Annotated in this window: 11 protein-coding genes and 1 tRNA gene; 2 read left to right on the top strand and 10 right to left on the bottom strand. The window is 65.0% G+C overall.

Going from position 1 to position 16,738, the window contains the following annotated elements; genetic code table 11:
* Window positions 1-10: 10 nt before the first annotated feature.
* The 3 genes from ACUZUJ_RS08275 to ACUZUJ_RS08265 form a co-directional block, all read right to left on the bottom strand.
* Complete coding sequence (locus ACUZUJ_RS08275; RefSeq protein WP_049445645.1) at window positions 11-2,944, bottom strand: TonB-dependent receptor; 2,934 nt, start codon at window positions 2,942-2,944, stop codon at window positions 11-13.
* A 141-nt stretch (window positions 2,945-3,085) separates the two neighbouring features.
* Complete coding sequence (locus tag ACUZUJ_RS08270; protein ID WP_049445647.1) at window positions 3,086-4,108, bottom strand: FecR family protein; 1,023 nt, start codon at window positions 4,106-4,108, stop codon at window positions 3,086-3,088.
* Window positions 4,105-4,620, bottom strand: a complete 516-nt coding sequence (locus ACUZUJ_RS08265) for an RNA polymerase sigma factor (RefSeq protein WP_049445649.1) — start codon at window positions 4,618-4,620, stop codon at window positions 4,105-4,107. The genes ACUZUJ_RS08270 and ACUZUJ_RS08265 overlap by 4 nt, the downstream gene beginning before the upstream one ends.
* Window positions 4,621-4,947: 327 nt before the next feature.
* Here ACUZUJ_RS08265 and aceE point away from each other — a divergent pair, with 327 nt between their 5' ends.
* Entirely contained in the window at window positions 4,948-7,620 is a 2,673-nt protein-coding gene (gene aceE / locus ACUZUJ_RS08260) for a pyruvate dehydrogenase (acetyl-transferring), homodimeric type (protein ID WP_458220845.1), read from the top strand.
* Window positions 7,621-7,671: 51 nt separating this feature from the next.
* On the opposite strand, the gene ACUZUJ_RS08255 is transcribed toward aceE, so the two are convergent.
* Window positions 7,672-8,154, bottom strand: a complete 483-nt coding sequence (locus tag ACUZUJ_RS08255) for a hypothetical protein (RefSeq protein WP_049445652.1) — start codon at window positions 8,152-8,154, stop codon at window positions 7,672-7,674.
* A gap of 221 nt (window positions 8,155-8,375) precedes the next feature.
* Here ACUZUJ_RS08255 and ACUZUJ_RS08250 point away from each other — a divergent pair, with 221 nt between their 5' ends.
* A complete protein-coding gene (locus tag ACUZUJ_RS08250) occupies window positions 8,376-10,706 on the top strand; it encodes a TonB-dependent receptor (protein WP_458220846.1) in 2,331 nt (776 codons plus the stop codon).
* Between the two features lie 120 nt (window positions 10,707-10,826).
* On the opposite strand, the gene ACUZUJ_RS08245 is transcribed toward ACUZUJ_RS08250, so the two are convergent.
* From ACUZUJ_RS08245 to lexA, 6 genes are all read right to left on the bottom strand, one after another.
* Window positions 10,827-10,919 (bottom strand) — tRNA-Ser (locus ACUZUJ_RS08245).
* A gap of 78 nt (window positions 10,920-10,997) precedes the next feature.
* Window positions 10,998-11,201: a carbon storage regulator CsrA gene (csrA, locus tag ACUZUJ_RS08240; RefSeq protein WP_004152909.1), complete on the bottom strand. Its 204-nt coding sequence runs from the start codon at window positions 11,199-11,201 to the stop codon at window positions 10,998-11,000.
* 147 nt (window positions 11,202-11,348) lie between these two features.
* On the bottom strand, window positions 11,349-13,997 hold the full coding sequence (gene alaS / locus ACUZUJ_RS08235; protein WP_049445656.1) for an alanine--tRNA ligase: 2,649 nt from the start codon (window positions 13,995-13,997) through the stop codon (window positions 11,349-11,351).
* A 109-nt stretch (window positions 13,998-14,106) separates the two neighbouring features.
* A complete protein-coding gene (gene recX / locus ACUZUJ_RS08230; protein ID WP_049445658.1) occupies window positions 14,107-14,598 on the bottom strand; it encodes a recombination regulator RecX in 492 nt (163 codons plus the stop codon).
* A gap of 110 nt (window positions 14,599-14,708) precedes the next feature.
* Complete coding sequence (gene recA, locus ACUZUJ_RS08225) at window positions 14,709-15,746, bottom strand: recombinase RecA (RefSeq protein ID WP_010484252.1); 1,038 nt, start codon at window positions 15,744-15,746, stop codon at window positions 14,709-14,711.
* Between the two features lie 204 nt (window positions 15,747-15,950).
* Window positions 15,951-16,586, bottom strand: coding sequence for a transcriptional repressor LexA (gene lexA, locus ACUZUJ_RS08220; protein WP_005412936.1), 636 nt, complete (start codon window positions 16,584-16,586; stop codon window positions 15,951-15,953).
* Between the last annotated feature and the right edge of the window lie 152 nt (window positions 16,587-16,738).

The raw sequence follows: 16,738 nt of genomic DNA, 5'->3' as shown, positions 1-16,738 counted from the left end.
GGCTGTGCCCTCAGTTGTAGATGATGTGGAAGTAGAAGAAGCGGCCGTAGTCGTCGATCTCGGTACGGAAGCGCCCGTTCGGACCGGTGCTGTAGGTCGGCTGGGTGTTGAACAGGTTCTTGGCCTCGTACTTCAGCGTCACGTGCCTGCTGACCTTGTGGCTGAAGGCCATGTTGAAGGTCATGTACGGGTCGTAGTACGAATCCAGCCACTGGGTATCGCCGAAGTCGACCAGCATCCGGCTGCGGTAGGTTCCGGACAGGCGCAGCTGCGCGCTCTTCCACGGCATGCGCCAGATCACCGAGCCATTGAGCGACCAGTCCGGCTGGTACAGCAGGCGATCCAGGCGGCGCTCAGTGCCATCGCTGATTCGGTAGTTGGTCTGGCCCTCCAGCCGCGTGGCGTTGAAGTACATGTCGAAGCGCTGGCGGCCCCACTGCAGGTTGCGGTTGGCCACCGCGAACTCGACGCCGCGCAGCCTGGACTCATCGGTGTTCATCGGCTGGGTGACCCGGTAGCGCGTGTCACCCACGTTCTCGAAGGTAGTCAGGGTGTAGATGTCGTCCTTGATCACCTTGTCGAACAGCGCGATCGAGACCAGGCCGTTGTTGCCGTTGAAGTACAGGTCCCACGCCAGGTCGATGTTGGTGGAGCGCCGCGGCTGCAGGTTGGCGTTGCCCTGCTTGATGGTGCAGAAGCCCCTGCCCTCCTCGTCATCGCCACAGCTGGTGGTGGTGGCCTGGGCGATGTTGCTTGGCGTCGGCCGGCCCAGTGTTCGGCTGGCGGAGAAGCGCAGGCGCTGGTCCTCGGTAAGCTTGAACGTCGCATTCAATGACGGCAGCAGGTTGTTGTAGCCACCACTCGTCTTGCGGAAGGCCGAGGTATAGGTGGTGCCGCCATCGTCGCTGAACGGGCTGTACGCATCGAAGCGGGTGTGGTCGTAGCGCAGGCCACCGATCAGCAGCAACCGGTCCCAGGCGTAGTGGGCAGAGGCATAGGCGTTGGTGATGTCCTCCACGTACTTGTAGTCACTGGTGAAGTTGGCATTCGGATAGGCCGCATTGTTGCTGCCCAGCGTCGGCGCCAGCTCCTCGTTCCACTTGCGGTTGTCGATCAACGGGAAGCCCGGCACGCTGCCCAGCAGGGTCGAACCCGGATACAGGTAATCGTTGAGCGTGGCACTGCTCTTGTAGTAGTCGAAGTCGATGTCCTGCCAGATTTTCAGGTGCCGGTACTCGGCACCGGCGGCCAAGCCGAAGCCACGCGCGTCGGCATCGATGTTGTAGCTGAAGTCGGCGCGCAGGTTGTCGATGCTCTCCTTGGCATCCCGCGGCGAGACATAGGCCTGTGCCGGGTTGAGCTTGAACGCCGAGCTGGTCAGCAGGCTGGAATCGGATACCGCCACCGCATTGGGAAAGCCGTGGCTGTCGTTCTCGTAGTCGACGAACAGGTTGCTCGGGTAGGCGCGTACCCCCCAGTAGACCTGGCTGTTGTGGAAGGTCTCTTCGGTGTGGCCACCGCGCAGGGTCAGCCGCGAGCGATCACCGATATCCCAGTTGAAGCTGGCGATGGCGCCGCGGTTGCTGCGGTCCCAGCGGTCGTGGCGGTTCTTGATGTAGATGCTGTTGATCTGGGTGGTGCCGCTGTCTTCGGTCTGGTTGCGGATCGGAAACTTGGCGTTGCCGTACAGGTCTGTCTTGTTCATCGTCGAGTTCTCGTAGAACCGGTACGAGTACAGCAGCAGCGACGCGTAGAACGGATCGTCCGACGGCTTCCATTCCACCTTGGCCGAGCCACCGAAGTTGGTGATGAAGTTGGTGTAGGTACCGGTGCTGAAATTGCCGGGCGCACGCAACCCGTTCCAGCCCTTGGCCTCGTCCGGCCCGGTGGTGCCGTCGGTGAGGTACTTGCCGGCGTCGTTGTAGTAGTAGTTCGACTCCACCCAGCGCTTGACGCTGTTGCGCGAACGCTGCTCATAGCGCGCCACCGCGACGATGCCGAATTCCTGGCCGGCACCGAACTGGTTGGAGAACACCATCTTGGCGCTCTTGCCGAAGTGGCCCAGGGTCTCGTGGTTGCCACCGGCGCTGCGCTCGACATTGGTCTCGGCCGTGGAATAGATACCGGCCACATCGGCGAACACGTACTTTCCGGAACGGTCGAAGGCGCTGCGGCTGATGATGTCGATCACGCCGCCGATCGCGTCCGGCGCCTGCTCGGCGCTGAAACTCTTGTAGATGTCGGTGCGGGTGCCGATGTCGCTGGGAATCAGCTGCAGGTTGTTCATGCGCTCACCCGAGCCACTGCCACCCACGCTGGCAATAGCGATGCCATCGATGGTGGTGTAGTTGAGGTTGGCCTGCACGCCACGCACCGTCACGTAACGGGGCTCGCCGGCATCCTCCACCGCACTCAGGCCCGGCGCGGCCATCAGGCTTTCGGCCAGGGTTTCGTCGCCATAGCTGTCCATCTCGTCGTAGACCACCGAATCCTTGATCACCGGCGAGGTCTTCTTCTGGTCGATCACCTCATGCGCGGCAATCACCTTCACCGTGTCCAGGGTCGGCGCCACCACCGCCTCGGCCTCGCGCGGCTTCGGCGCGGCCGGCTTCGGTTCGTTGCGTGCGGGCGCCGGATCGATGGCGATGACGTTGCCATCCACCACGGTGTAGCCCAGGCCGGTCCCTGCCAGCAGCGCGTCCAGTGCCTGCTTGACGGTGGCACCACGCGGCACCGCCCCGGCCATGTGCGCTTCACTGCTACCCGAATACAGGAACTGCACGCCGGAACTGCGCGACAACTGTTCCAGCGCACGCGCCAACGGCTGCGCCGCGATCGGCGCCGACACGCGGGCCTCCAGGCCATCGACGGTAGCCGCAGACGCCAGCGGAACGCTGCAGGGAGACAGGGCGAGGATGATCGACAGGTAGAGCGTGTTGCGCATCACGGGTCCTTGGAAGAGAGAATGCAGCAGGTGCCGCTGCGCGGATCGTCAGCGGCTTCTCCCAAGTAAGAGCCCGCTTCCACCGAAGTGGAGAACGCGGATTCGATGAATCTTTTTTGACAGTGCGCGGCCACGTCGCCTTCAGCGACTGCCGACCCGCACCGTGTCGCCTTCGCGACGGACGACAAAGCGTGGGTCGCGTTCGAGGAAGGCCTGCAGTGCGCCGATGCGATGCGCGTCCAGGCTGCCGGACAACCGCGCTGACGCCGCGCCTTCATCCAGCACCCGCACCTGCACCTGGTTGTGCCGGTTGAACGCGGCAGCCACCTCATCCAGTCGCTCGTCCAGGAAGGACACCTTGCGTTGCTGCCAGTCCAGCAGCATCGACAGCGGCACATCCAGCGACTCCACGGCATGGCTGCGCGCGTCGACCTGCACCACCCGGCCTTCGCCCAGCTGTGCAAGGCGCCGCGCGTCCGTGCCCTGGCTCCATACTTCCACCTCGCCGTAAACCACGCCGATGCGCGTACCCTGCAATCGCCGGGATACGTCGAACACGGTGCCAATGTCGCGGATCTGCAACCCGTTCACCTGCACTTCGAACGGGCGCCGATCGCGTGCGATGTCGAACGTCGCCTCACCCTGCAGCAGTTCCGCCTTGCGGCTGAACCAGCCCATGCGTACCCGCAGTTGGCTGTCCGCATTGAGCCGTACCTGTGTCCGGTCGGGCAGCACCAGGTCACGCAGTTCACCATGGTCGGCGCTGTACAGCTGTTCGGTGGGCATCAGCTGCGGAACCAGGCCCACACCGAGCAGGGCGATACAGGCTGCGGCAGCCATCACCCACCTGCGCGTGCGGTGGCGCTGCGGCGCTGCGTGCGGCGCGGCGGATGCGCTACCGAACAGAGGCACCACCTTGGCGGCCGCCTGCCGTTGCGGCACCGGCGCCTCTTCAAGCAACGGCGATTGCAGTGCCTCGGCGACCTGCCGGTGCAGCGCGAGGGCGTGCATATAGGCGCGCACGTGTTCGGGCGAGCGCTTCATCCAGTCCAGGAACGCAACCCGCTCGGCCTCGTCCAGCACTCCCTCGCGATTGCGCAGGAACCAGTCCATGGCCTCGCAGGCGATCGTGTCGTCGGCCACGGGCGATGCGTTCCGGTTCATGTGTGCTCCCTGGCGCCCAGCGCCTTCCTGCAGGCCTCCAGCCCCTTGCCGATGTGCTTGCGCACCATGTGCACCGACACCTGCAGCTGCTGGCTGATGGCCGGGCAATCCAGCCCGTCGCGGTAGTGCAGCTCCATCACCCGCCGCGTGGTCGCCGGCTGTCGTGCGATGGTGGTGCGGATATCGTTCCAGCGCTGCGCGCGCTCGAACTCGCCTTCGATGTCTTCTTCGCTTTTCAGCACTTCCGCCAGCAGATCAACGTCTTCCAGCGGCGGCAGCGACGAACGCGCGCGCGCGTGCTCGCGTGCCAGGTTGGCCGCGACCGTGAACAGGTAGGCCTCCGGGTTCTCGATCGCTGCGGCATTCTCGCCGGTGGTCCGCAGCAGCCGCAGGTACACCTCCTGCGCCAGGTCCTCGGCGTCTTCGCTGGCAGAACCGCGGCGCAGGAAAAAGCCACGCAGCAGCCGTCGGCGCAGCGCGTAGCTCTTCTCCCAGATCCTCACGCTGTTCACGGCCGGCCAATCACCCCGAGGCTGGAAAGGCCAGCAGGGTGACGGCCATCGATGACAGTGGCGTTGCAGCAGGCGGCCAGGCCAGGCACTCCCCGCCCAGCACATCCGCCCATGATACGGCGCACCGCGCCAACCCTTGCTTCCCATAGACCCAAGCCGGGCCCGCCTATCGAAGGCACAGGGCCAGGCCTACGCTTGCCTCCCCGGTGACCGCTACGGTCGCCCTTCGCGTCACGGCCCCGCCGTTGCGACCCCGCTCCAGTGCTGTGCGCCCTGCCGGTGTTGTCGCCCAGGCAGGAGTCCGACCGCGGCCCTTTGGAGACAGTCATGAACCAAGCCCTGATCCCCTTCGATACCGACCCACTGGAAACGCGGGAGTGGCGTGAATCACTGGAGGCGGTGATGCAGGCCGGTGGCCGGCCGCGCGCGCATTACCTGATCGACCAGCTCAGCGAGCTGGATGCGCAGCAGCACGGCGACCTGCATACGCGCGCATGGACGGCCTACGTCAACACCATCCCACCCGAGCGCCAGCCGGTCTACCCGGGTGACCTGGCCATCGAGCGCCGCCTGAACGCGATGATCCGCTGGAATGCGATGGTGATGGTGCTGCGCGCGGGCAAGCACTCCAACGTCGGTGGTCACATCGCTACCTACCAGTCGGCGGCGGTGCTGTACGACGTGGGCTTCGACCACTTCTTCCGTGGCCGTACCGACACCTTTGATGGCGACATGATCTACATCCAGGGCCATTCGGCGCCGGGCATCTACGGACGCGCGTACGTGGAAGGCCGCATCGATCCGGCACGGATGGACAACTTCCGCCGCGAAGCCGGTCGCGAAGGCCTGTCCTCGTACCCACACCCGCGCCTGATGCCGGAGTTCTGGCAGTTCCCCACCGTGTCGATGGGCCTGGGCCCGCTGACCGCCACCTACCAGGCGCGCTACATGCGCTACCTGGAATACCGCGGCCTGAAAGAACACCAGGGCCGCAAGGTCTGGGCCTTCCTCGGCGACGGCGAGATGGACCAGCCCGAATCGCTGGCGGCGATCTCGCTGGCCGGCCGCGAGCTGCTGGACAACATCGTGTTCGTGGTCAACTGCAACCTGCAGCGCCTGGACGGTCCGGTGCGCGGCAATGCCAAGGTCATCCAGGAGCTGGAAGGCACCTTCCGCGCGGCCGGCTGGAACGTGATCAAGCTGATCTGGGGCAGCGGCTGGGACGACCTGCTGGCCCGCGACCACAGCGGCCTGCTGCGCCAGCGCATGATGGAATGCGTGGACGGCGACTACCAGACCTTCAAGTCGCAGAACGGTGCCTACGTGCGCGAGCATTTCTTCGGCCGCTACCCGGAACTGCTGGAGCTGGTCGCACACATGAGCGACGACGACATCTGGGCGCTCGCACGTGGCGGCCATGATCCACAGAAGGTGTTCGCCGCCTACCAGCAGGCGGTGGACACCAGCGGCCGGCCGACGGTGATCCTGGCCAAGACGGTCAAGGGTTTCGGCATGGGTGAGGCTGGCGAAGGCCAGAACATCAACCACCAGCTGAAGAAGATGAGCACCGATGCGGTGCGCGCCTTCCGCGACCGCTTCAACCTGCCGGTCAGTGACGAGCAGCTGGAAGACATGCCGTACCTGCGGCCGGAACCGGGCAGCGCCGAAGCCATCTACTTTGCCGAGCGCCGCCGCATCCAGGGCGGCCAGCTGCCAGCGCGCGTGGCCAAGGTCGATCCGCTGCCGCTGCCTCCGCTGTCGATCTTCAGCAGCCAGCTGCAGGGCAGCGGCGATCGAGGCCAGTCCACCACCATGGGCTTCGTGCGCATCCTCACCCGCCTGCTGAAGGACCCGGAACTGGGCAGGCTGGTGATTCCGATCGTTCCCGATGAATCGCGCACCTTCGGCATGGAAGGCCTGTTCCGCCAGATCGGCATCCACTCCTACCTGGGCCAGCTGTATACCCCGCAGGACGCCGGCCAGCTGAGCTACTACAAGGAAGCCAAGGACGGCCAGATCCTGCAGGAAGGCATCAACGAATCCGGAGCGATCTGTTCGTGGATCGCTGCCGGTACCGCCTACAGCAATCACGGCCTGGCGACGATTCCGTTCTATATCTTCTACTCGATGTTTGGCCTGCAGCGCGTGGGCGACCTCGCCTGGGCCGCTGCCGATGCGCGCACCCGCGGCTTCCTGCTCGGTGCCACGTCGGGCCGCACCACGCTGATGGGCGAAGGCCTGCAGCACGATGACGGCCACAGCCACGTGCTGTCGTCGGTGATTCCGAGCTGCGTGTCCTACGACCCGACCTACAACTACGAGCTGGCGGTGATCATCCACGACGGCCTGCGCCGCATGTACGTCGATCAGGAAGACATCTACTACTACATCACCGTACTCAACGAGAACTACCCGCAGCCGGCACTGCCCCCAGGCGCCGAGGCGGGTATCCTGAAGGGCCTGTACCTGCTGCGCCCTGCAGCCGCCGACAGCACCTCACAGCCACGCGTGCAGCTGATGGGCAGCGGCGCGATCCTGCGCGAAGTGGAAGCGGCGGCCGCGCTGCTGCAACAGGACTTCGGCGTCGCCAGCGATGTCTGGAGCGCGACCAGCCTGACCGAACTGCGCCGCGACGGCCTGGCTACCGAGCGCTGGAACCTGCTGCACCCGGCCGAGGCACCGCGCGTACCCTACGTGCAACAGTGCCTGCGGGGTCATGAAGGCCCGGTGGTGGTGGCCACCGACTACATGAAGCTCGTCGGCGACCAGATCCGTCCCTTCATCAACGACCGTCGCTTCACCGCATTGGGCACCGATGGCTTCGGTCGCTCCGACACGCGTGAATCGCTGCGCACCTTCTTCGAAGTGGATCGCCACTTCATCGTGCTGGCCGCCCTGAAGTCGCTGGCCGATGAAGGCCGCATCGAGCGCTCGCGGATGCAGCACGCCATCGACAGGTACGGCATCGACACCGGCAAGCGCGATCCGGCCGCCGTGTAAGGCCGCTGCGTTCACCACGCCCGTTCGGCGGGCGTGGTGAATGCAGCATCGCTACGGCATGCGCTTGAACAGGTTGGTCTGCAGGATCGGCGTACCGTCGTGGCCGTAGAACGCCTTGGTCTCGGTCATCGTCGCCCGGTCATCCGCCACCGTGTAGATGCGGGTGGAGGCCGGCGTGCCATGGTCCACCAGCTGCATCACCAGCGTGTTCGGTGCAGGCAGTTTCAGGTTGGCCTTGTCCGCGCCATAGGTGCCGGACAGGGCGCCCGGCGTGCCATCCAGGGCCAGCGTGCCGTCGGACTTCATGGTCTTGCCGTCGTGCAGGACGATGTCCACGTGTGAACTCCAACGCCCGGCACCGGCGTCCTTGAACTCCAACACTACCTGCTTCGGGCGCTGCGCCTCGGGCAGCGCTGATGTGGTGATATCCAGCGACCAGCGTCCCAGCAGCGGTGAGGGCGAAGCCTCCACTGCCAGCGCCGGAACGGCGGGAAGTGAAAGCGCAGACAACAACACAGCGGACAGCAGCTTCATGGCTTGCTCCGTTCCAGTGAAGAAGGCGCTGCGTGAGGCGCGGTGGGGGGCAGCGCCTCGGATCGTGCACAGCATCGGCGACCCGCACAAGCAGTGCACTGAATGCAAGGCAACCGCATCTGCGCGTTCCGCGTTTCTGGCCCGCCGGCAAGGCCCAATCCGCCCTTGTTGATACAAAGAGTTACGTTATAACATTTCACTCCAACTTCACGGATTGTGTCATGCGCCGCCATCTCCTTGCTGCAGCCATTCTGTTCGCCGTCCACACCGCCCAGGCCGCGGACGAACCCACCCTCCCCACCCTCCAGGTCCAGGCCTCCCAGCCCTCGCGCATCGACAGCCGGGTCACCGTCGACAACCCACAGGCACAGAACCGCACCCTCGGCGGCCTGCTCGAACACGTCTCCGGTGTGCAGAGCACGGCCTTCGGGCCGAACGCGGGCGCCCCGGTCATCCGCAGCCTCAGCGGCAACCGCGTGCAGATCCTGCAGGACGGCCAGTCGATTCTGGGCATGAACGCGATCAGCGGCGACATCAACATTCCGTTCGATCCACTGTTCGTGCGCAGCGTCACCGTCAACAAATCCTCCGACACGGTGCGCTATGGGAGCAACGCGATCGGTGGCAGCGTGGAGATCGACTCGGGCCTGATCTCGCGAAGCATGGAAAACAAGGACCAGTCGATGGAACTGGTCCTGCGCAAAGGCTTCAACGCCGCCGACGCGCAGGGCTTCCGCATGAACTTCAACAACCAGCGCAATCTCTCCACCAACCTGCAGGTCTCGCGCCAGCGCATCTCGCACTACGACATCCCCGGCAACAGCAAGGCCAGTGTCTGCAACACCGGGCTGTTCCCGGTCGGCGGCGGCGTCAATTCAGCGCTGGCCGACAGCTGCCAGAAGGAAGCGCGCGTCCAGCAGATCTACAACAAGGCCTCGCAGCCGTACATCGACCAGTTCATGACCGAGAACCCGGACTGGGCTGACGGCGATTTCTCGTTCTACACCAACGCTCCGACCTCGGTCTGGCAGCGCCGCACCTACATCAATCCGGTCAACCCGGCCTACGTGCCCGGCACGCCGTCGTACGTGCAGAAGCAGATCAACAACGATGTCACCCCCGACTACCATCACCGGCTGGGCAACAGCTATGCGCGCAACAGTCAGGTGGCCTTCGGCTCGACCCTGTTCTTCGACCGTGGCTACGTCGGTGTCAGCATCGATGCCAAGGACAGCGAGTACGGCGTACCGGGCTTTTCGATGCAGAACCTGTCGTTCGGTTCCAACTATGCCGATGGCCTGCCGGTGGGCGTGGTGATCAAGCAGCAGCGCTACGCGCTGGAAGCCCTGCTGCGCGATCCGCTGCCGTGGTTCGAGCGCGCGGAACTCCGCGTGTCCAGGCTGGACAACACCTCGGGCGAGCGGCTGGGCGCCACAAAGGCCAACGACTACGATTTCGAGAGCACCCAGGCCGAGCTGCTGCTCAGCCATCAACGCGTCGGCCCGCTCAGCGGCCTGCTCGGTTTCAGTCATCAGTCGCGTGATGTCACCGGCAGCGGCTCGCAGCGCTACCTGCCGGACGTGGACACGCGCAGCAATGCGGTGTTCCTGAAGGAGACGCTCGACTTCGGCTGGGCCACCTTCGACGCCGGCGTGCGCCACGAGCGCGTCGACCACACACTGCAGCCCAGCCGCTTCAGGACCGCGCGCAATGCCGCCAACACCAGACTGCAGGACCGCGACTACAGGCTCAACAGCTACAGCCTCGGCTCGTACGTCGAGCTCGGCCCCTTGTTCGCGGCCAAGGTCCGTTACTCATCCTCACAGCGCGCCCCAGAGATCAACGAGCTGTATGCCAGCAACGCGCACTATTCGGTGATGACGCAGGAAGAAGGCAACCAGAACCTGGAACCGGAGCGCGCGAAGAATCTGGAACTGACCGGCCTGTTCCACCTCGGTGGTTTCGAGCTGTCCGCCACCGCGTACCGGATGCGGTACGAGAACTACCTCTACCTCGGCTACTCCGGCCTGCAGACCGCCAACCGCCTGCCACTGAAGTACTGGAAGCAGACCGACACCACGGTGAAGGGCTTCGAGATCGACGCGTCGCAGGCATTGGACCTGGGTCGCTATGGCACGTTGAACGTCTCCGCCTTCGCCGACCTGGTCAAGAACAAGGCCGACCACCCCGATTCGCTGCGTGCCCACAATGACGGCGAGTACCTGCCGAACATGCCGACCAACCGCTACGGCGCCAACCTGCAGTGGCAGCGCGAAGGCTGGAAGGCACAACTGTCCAGCACCTACTACGACACGCAGAAGTACCTTGGTCGCAATGTCAGCGAGGAAGTGCCGCTGGATGCATTCAACCTGGTCGACCTGCAGGTCAGCCGCGAACTTCCAGTGCGCAACAGCTACATCGCCGGCATGGAAATTTTCGTCAACGGCAGCAACCTGCTCAATGAAGAAGCACGGCCGCACAACTCGCCACTGAAGTACATCGCACCACTGCCGGGGCGGGGCTTCCAGGTGGGGGTGACGGTGAAGCTCTGAGCGGACAATGGATCCGCCACCATCCACTGATCGATGATCGGTGGATGGTGATTCAGAGATGAGTACCGGAGCAAAGAAAAACGCCTGCAGATCGAGGATCTGCAGGCGCTTCTTTGTATCTGGCGGAGTGAGAGGGATTCGAACCCTCGATAGAGCTTTTGACCCTATACTCCCTTAGCAGGGGAGCCCCTTCGGCCACTCGGGCATCACTCCGGGGTTTTCTCCGCGTCTGGTGCGTTGCACCTCAGCGGGGCGTGAATCATAACGTTAATCGAGTGCGAAGGTAAAGCGTTATTCGGCAGAATTTTCGCTACCGGTGCCACCGGCTTCATCACCACGCTGGATGCGCTGGTAGATCTCTTCGCGATGCACAGCGACGTCCTTCGGCGCAGTGATGCCGATACGCACCTGGTTACCCTTGACGCCAAGCACGGTGACGCTCACCGAGTCACCGATCATCAGGGTTTCGCCGACGCGGCGAGTCAGGATCAACATTTTTGTAAGTCTCCATGGAACCGTGTGGAAGGGTATCCCCCACCGGCTTGACGCTCCGTCAAGAAGCGCTACCACGACAAAGGGAAAAGATTCGCAATGGTACCGTCAGCCGTCCCGCTCCTACAAGGAGGGGGACGGCAGGGTTCATCACAGGCGGGGGCTGACCCATTCGACGACTGCAGCCAGCGCAGTGGCAAGGGCGGGCCCGTCCTCACCACCACCCTGGGCGAGGTCCGGGCGTCCGCCGCCCTTGCCCCCGATCTGACCGGCGATATGGGACAACAGTTCCCCGGCCTTGACCTTGCCCATTGCGCTGCCGTTCACACCCGCGACCAGGGCCGCCTTGCCGTCCTGGGCGCCGGCCAGCACGATCACCGCGTTGCCGAGCTGCTGCTTCAGGCGGTCCATGGCATCACGCAGGGCCTTGGCGTCGAAGCCCTCCAGGCGAGCGGCCAGCACCTTCACGCCGGCAACCTCGACAGCCTGGCCGGACAGGTCGGCCGTGGCACCGGCGGCGACCTTGGCCTTCACGGCGTCCAGTTCGCGTTCCAGCTGCTTCTGCCGCTGGCCGAGCGCACGGATCTTCTCGACCACGTCGGCAGCGCTGCCGCCGAGCAGGTCGGCGGCCTCGGCCAGGCGGGCCTCTTCGGCGTCCACGTAATCCAGGGCACCCTGGCCGGTGACCGCCTCGATGCGGCGCACGCCGGCGGAAACACCGCCCTCGGAGGTGATCTTGAACAGACCGATGTCGCCGGTACGGTTGACGTGGGTGCCACCGCACAGCTCGGTGGAGTAGTCACCCATCTTCAGCACGCGCACGTGCTCACCGTACTTCTCGCCGAACAGGGCCATCGCGCCGAAGTCCAGCGCTTCCTGCATGGCCATGGTGTGCACTTCGGCGGCGTTGTTGGCACGCACCTGCTGGTTGACCTTGCGCTCGATCACCGCCAGCTCTTCCGCGCTGATCGGCTGGAAGTGCGAGAAGTCGAAACGCAGGCGGTCCGGCGCGACCAGCGAGCCCTTCTGCTGCACGTGGGTACCCAGCACTTCGCGCAGCGCGGCGTGCAGCAGGTGGGTGGCCGAGTGGTTGAGGATGGTGGCGCCACGGCGCTCGCCATCGACCTGGCCGGACAGCACATCGCCGACCTTCAGACCGCCTTCGGACAGGGTGCCGACGTGGCCATGGAACTGGCCAGCGAACTTCTGGGTGTCCTCCACCGCCAGGCGCACGCCGTTGCCGGTCAGCACGCCGGTGTCGCCGACCTGGCCGCCGGATTCGGCGTAGAACGGGGTCTGGTTGGTGATGACGATGACCGAATCACCCGCATCGGCCGACTGCACCGGACGACCGTCCTTGAGCAGGGCCAGCACGCTCAGGCCGTCGGCCTGCAGGCGGTCATAGCCCAGGAACACGGTCGGGCTGAGGGTGGCCACAAGCTCGGCCGGCAGGGTCACGCCGCCGCCGAACTTGCCGGCCGCACGTGCGGTCTCGCGCTGCTGTTCCATCGCGGCATCGAAGCCGGCGATGTCGACCGTCAGGTCACGCTCGCGGGCGATGTCCTGGGTCAGGTCGAGCGGGAAGCCATAGGTGTCGTACAGGCGGAAGGCGTCAACGCCCGGGATCACGCCATTGCTGGCCTTGCCGGCCACGTCCTCGAAGATCTTCATGCCGGCATCGAGGGTTTCAGCGAAACGCTCTTCCTCGGCCTGCAGCGCACGGGTGACGGTATCCACCGCCGCCGGCAGCTCCGGGTAAGCCTCGCCCATCTGCTCGACCAGGGTCGGCACCAGCTTGCTGAAGAACGGCTGGCGCACACCCAGCATCCAGCCATGGCGCAGGGCGCGGCGGATGATACGGCGCAGCACGTAGCCGCGGCCTTCGTTGGACGGCAGCACGCCGTCGACGATCAGGAACGAACAGGCGCGGATGTGATCGGCGATCACGCGCAGCGACTTGTTTTCCAGGTCGGCGGTGCCGGTCAGCTCGGATGCCTTGCGGATCAGGGCCTGGAACAGGTCGATCTCGTAGTTGGTGTGCACGTGCTGCAGGATCGCGGCCAGGCGCTCCAGGCCCATGCCGGTATCCACGCAAGGCGCCGGCAGCGGCACCAGGGTGCCATCCGGCTGGCGGTCAAACTGCATGAACACCAGGTTCCAGATTTCGATGAAGCGGTCGCCGTCCTCATCCGGGGAGCCCGGGGGGCCGCCAGCAATATGGTCGCCGTGGTCGTAGAAGATCTCGGTGCACGGGCCGCACGGACCGGTGTCGGCCATCTGCCAGAAGTTGTCCGAAGCGAACGGTGCGCCCTTGTTGTCGCCGATGCGCACGATGCGCTCTTCCGGCACGCCCACCATGTCGCGCCACAGCGCGTAGGCCTCGTCGTCGGTCTGGTAGACGGTGACCAGCAGGCGCTCTGCCGGCAGCTTCCAGACCTGGGTCAGCAGCTCCCAGGCCCAGGCGATCGCGTCCTTCTTGAAGTAGTCGCCGAACGACCAGTTGCCCAGCATTTCGAAGAAGGTGTGGTGACGGGCGGTGTAGCCGACCTGGTCGAGGTCGTTGTGCTTGCCGCCCGCGCGCAGGCAGCGCTGCACGTCGGCCGCGCGCACGTAGCTGCGCTTCTCCGCACCAAGGAACACGTCCTTGAACTGCACCATGCCGGAGTTGGTGAACAGCAGGGTCGGATCATTGCCCGGCACCAGCGGCGCCGACGGCACGATGGTGTGGCCTTTGCCCTTGAAGAATTCAAGGAAGTCGCTGCGGATCTGGGAAGTCGTGAATTTGGCGGATGCGTTCATTGGGGGCTGGCAGTCGGCGGGCCGGCGGACCCGGACCACCGGCCACGTTGGCCAGGGTCGCGAGGGACCACCGAAAACCTAAAGGGTATCAGGCCCGGCGCCGCCAGTCTCAGTCATCCGGGTCGTAGCGGGTCGCACGGCGGATGCTGTCGCCATCGAAGCCCCGCCGGGCCAGCAGATCGGCAGCCTTGCGCCGCTGCGCCAGGTCCTGCGGGCCGGCCTCGCCAAAGCGTCGGCGGACCAGATCACGGGCATTTTCCTGCCAATCGCCCTCATAACTGTCCATCGCCGCCGCAATCGCGGCACTGTCCAGGCCATGGGTACCCAGTTCGGCACGGACATGGATCGGACCATAGCCGGTGTTGGCGCGCATCCGCACCAGGTTCTCGGCAAATCGGGTGTCGTCCTGCCAGCCGGCCTCGGTCAGCTTGGCGACGGCCGCCTGCGCGGCTTCGTCTTCGATGCCACGGGCCGTCAACTTGCGGGTGAGTTCCTTGCGCGAGTGCTCACGGCGGACCAGCAGGCCCAGTGCCCGTTGCACGGGCGTCTGCTCGCGCGGCCGACGTTTGCGGCCGGTGGGAATGTCGTCAGCGTCGGACATCGGTGCTCCAAGGGTGGCGCCATCCCTGGCGCCCTGCCCATCCCTGGGCGATTCGAACCTGCGGGACAGGGCGACGTCACTGACGGCGCCGCCCTGCCCCACAGCAAGCCTTATTCGTCGTCGCCTTCGTCGTCGCCTTCCTCACGGCTGGCTTCGGTCGGCTGGAACTTCTCGCGCAGCTCGGCTTCGAGCTTGGCGGCGACCGTCGGGTTGTCGCGCAGATAGCCGCGGGCATTGTCCTTGCCCTGGCCGATGCGTTCTTCGCCGTAGCTGTACCAGGCACCGGCCTTCTCGACCAGCTTGGCGTCCACGCCCATATCGATCAGTTCGCCTTCGCGGCTGATGCCCTCGCCGTACAGGATCTCGGTGATGACCTGCTTGAACGGAGGCGCCAGCTTGTTCTTGACGACCTTGATCTTGGTCTGGTTGCCGATGATCTCGTCACCCTTCTTGATCGCGCCGATGCGGCGGATGTCCAGGCGTACCGAGGCGTAGAACTTCAGCGCGTTGCCGCCGGTGGTGGTTTCCGGGCTCTGGCCCGGCATCATCACACCGATCTTCATGCGCAGCTGGTTGATGAAGACCACCAGGGTGTTGGAGCGCTTGATGTTGCCGGTCAGCTTGCGCAGCGCCTGGCTCATCAGTCGGGCCTGCAGGCCCGGCAGCTGGTCACCCATCTCGCCTTCGATTTCGGCCTTCGGGGTCAGCGCGGCAACCGAGTCGATCACCAGGATGTCGACCGAACCCGAACGGACCAGCATGTCGGCGATTTCCAGCGCCTGCTCACCGGTATCCGGCTGCGACAGCAGCAGGTCGTCCACGTTCACGCCCAGCTTGGCGGCGTAGATCGGGTCCAGCGCGTGCTCGGCGTCGATGAAGGCCGCGGTGCCGCCCATCTTCTGGCATTCAGCGATGGCCTGCAGGGTCAGGGTGGTCTTGCCCGAGGACTCCGGCCCGTAGATTTCAACGACACGGCCCTTCGGCAGACCGCCAATACCCAGCGCGATGTCGAGCATCAGCGAACCGGTCGGGATGGCTTCGACGGGTTCGACCACGCGGTCGCCCATGCGCATCACCGAGCCCTTGCCGAACTGCTTTTCGATCTGGCCCAGAGCTGCAGCGAGGGCGCGCTTCTTGTTCTCGTCCATCGGATTGGTCCTTGCAGAGGTCGTGTCGTTGGGGGTGCTGTCTTTGGGGGTCTTCTTTGCCATGGGTTCACTTTAAGTCGGACGTATCGCACAGGCTGAGATTCTGCCCGGCGCTCTGAAAAGAATTATCGGACATCCGTACCAACCTCAGTGGAACCAGAGAATCGCCACAAAAGACCGCGGGGTAATGCGCTATGGAACAGGTCAACGGTTGGGCCGCAGCAGGCCGCAATAGAGGCCTTCGATCGCGAAGTCCTGATCCGGCAACACCTCGATCGGCTTGTAGTCGGGGTTGCGCGGCAGCAGGCGGATGCGGTCCTTGGCGATCTTCAGCAGCTTCACGGTGATCTCGTCATCGATGCGGGCCACCACGATCTGCCCGGAATGGGCATCGCGGGTGCGGTGCACACCGATCAGGTCACCGTCGAAGATGCCCTCGTCGATCATCGAATCGCCCTGCACCTTCAACAGGTAATCCGGCGCCGGCGAGAAGAACACCCGGTCCAGCACCACGAAATCGTCCGAGCCGATGTCGGCGCCGATCGGCAGGCCGGCCGCGACCCGGCCCAGCACCGGCAGGCGCAGGACGCTGTCGGGCAGGCCCGGCTCGGCCAGCTTTTCGACCGGCGGTGCCTGCACCAGGCGGATGCCGCGGGCCTGGCCGGGGATGCGACGGATCGCACCGGCCTGCTCCAGGGCTTCCAGGTGGTACTGGGCCGCGCGTACGCCCTTGAAGCCGAACGCACGTGCGATTTCAGTCTGAGACGGCGGTGCGCCTTCGCTCTCGATACGCTCGGCGATCAACTGCAGGATCGCCTGCTGGGTGTCGGTCAGGTCCATGGTTAGTAGTATTACTACTAACGCACTGGACTGCAAGTGCCGGGGGCGACAAGGGCATCGGCAATCGTCGCCGGCTTGGCCCGGCTGGCAGAGACAAAGGGGAGAGCAGAAGCAGCCGACCAGCGGTCGGCTCTACAGGAATCGCGCAGCGA

Source organism: Stenotrophomonas sp. S4, assembly GCF_054187805.2.
Note: the sequence above shows the minus strand (reverse complement) of the source record. Positions and strands in the feature narration are given on the sequence as shown.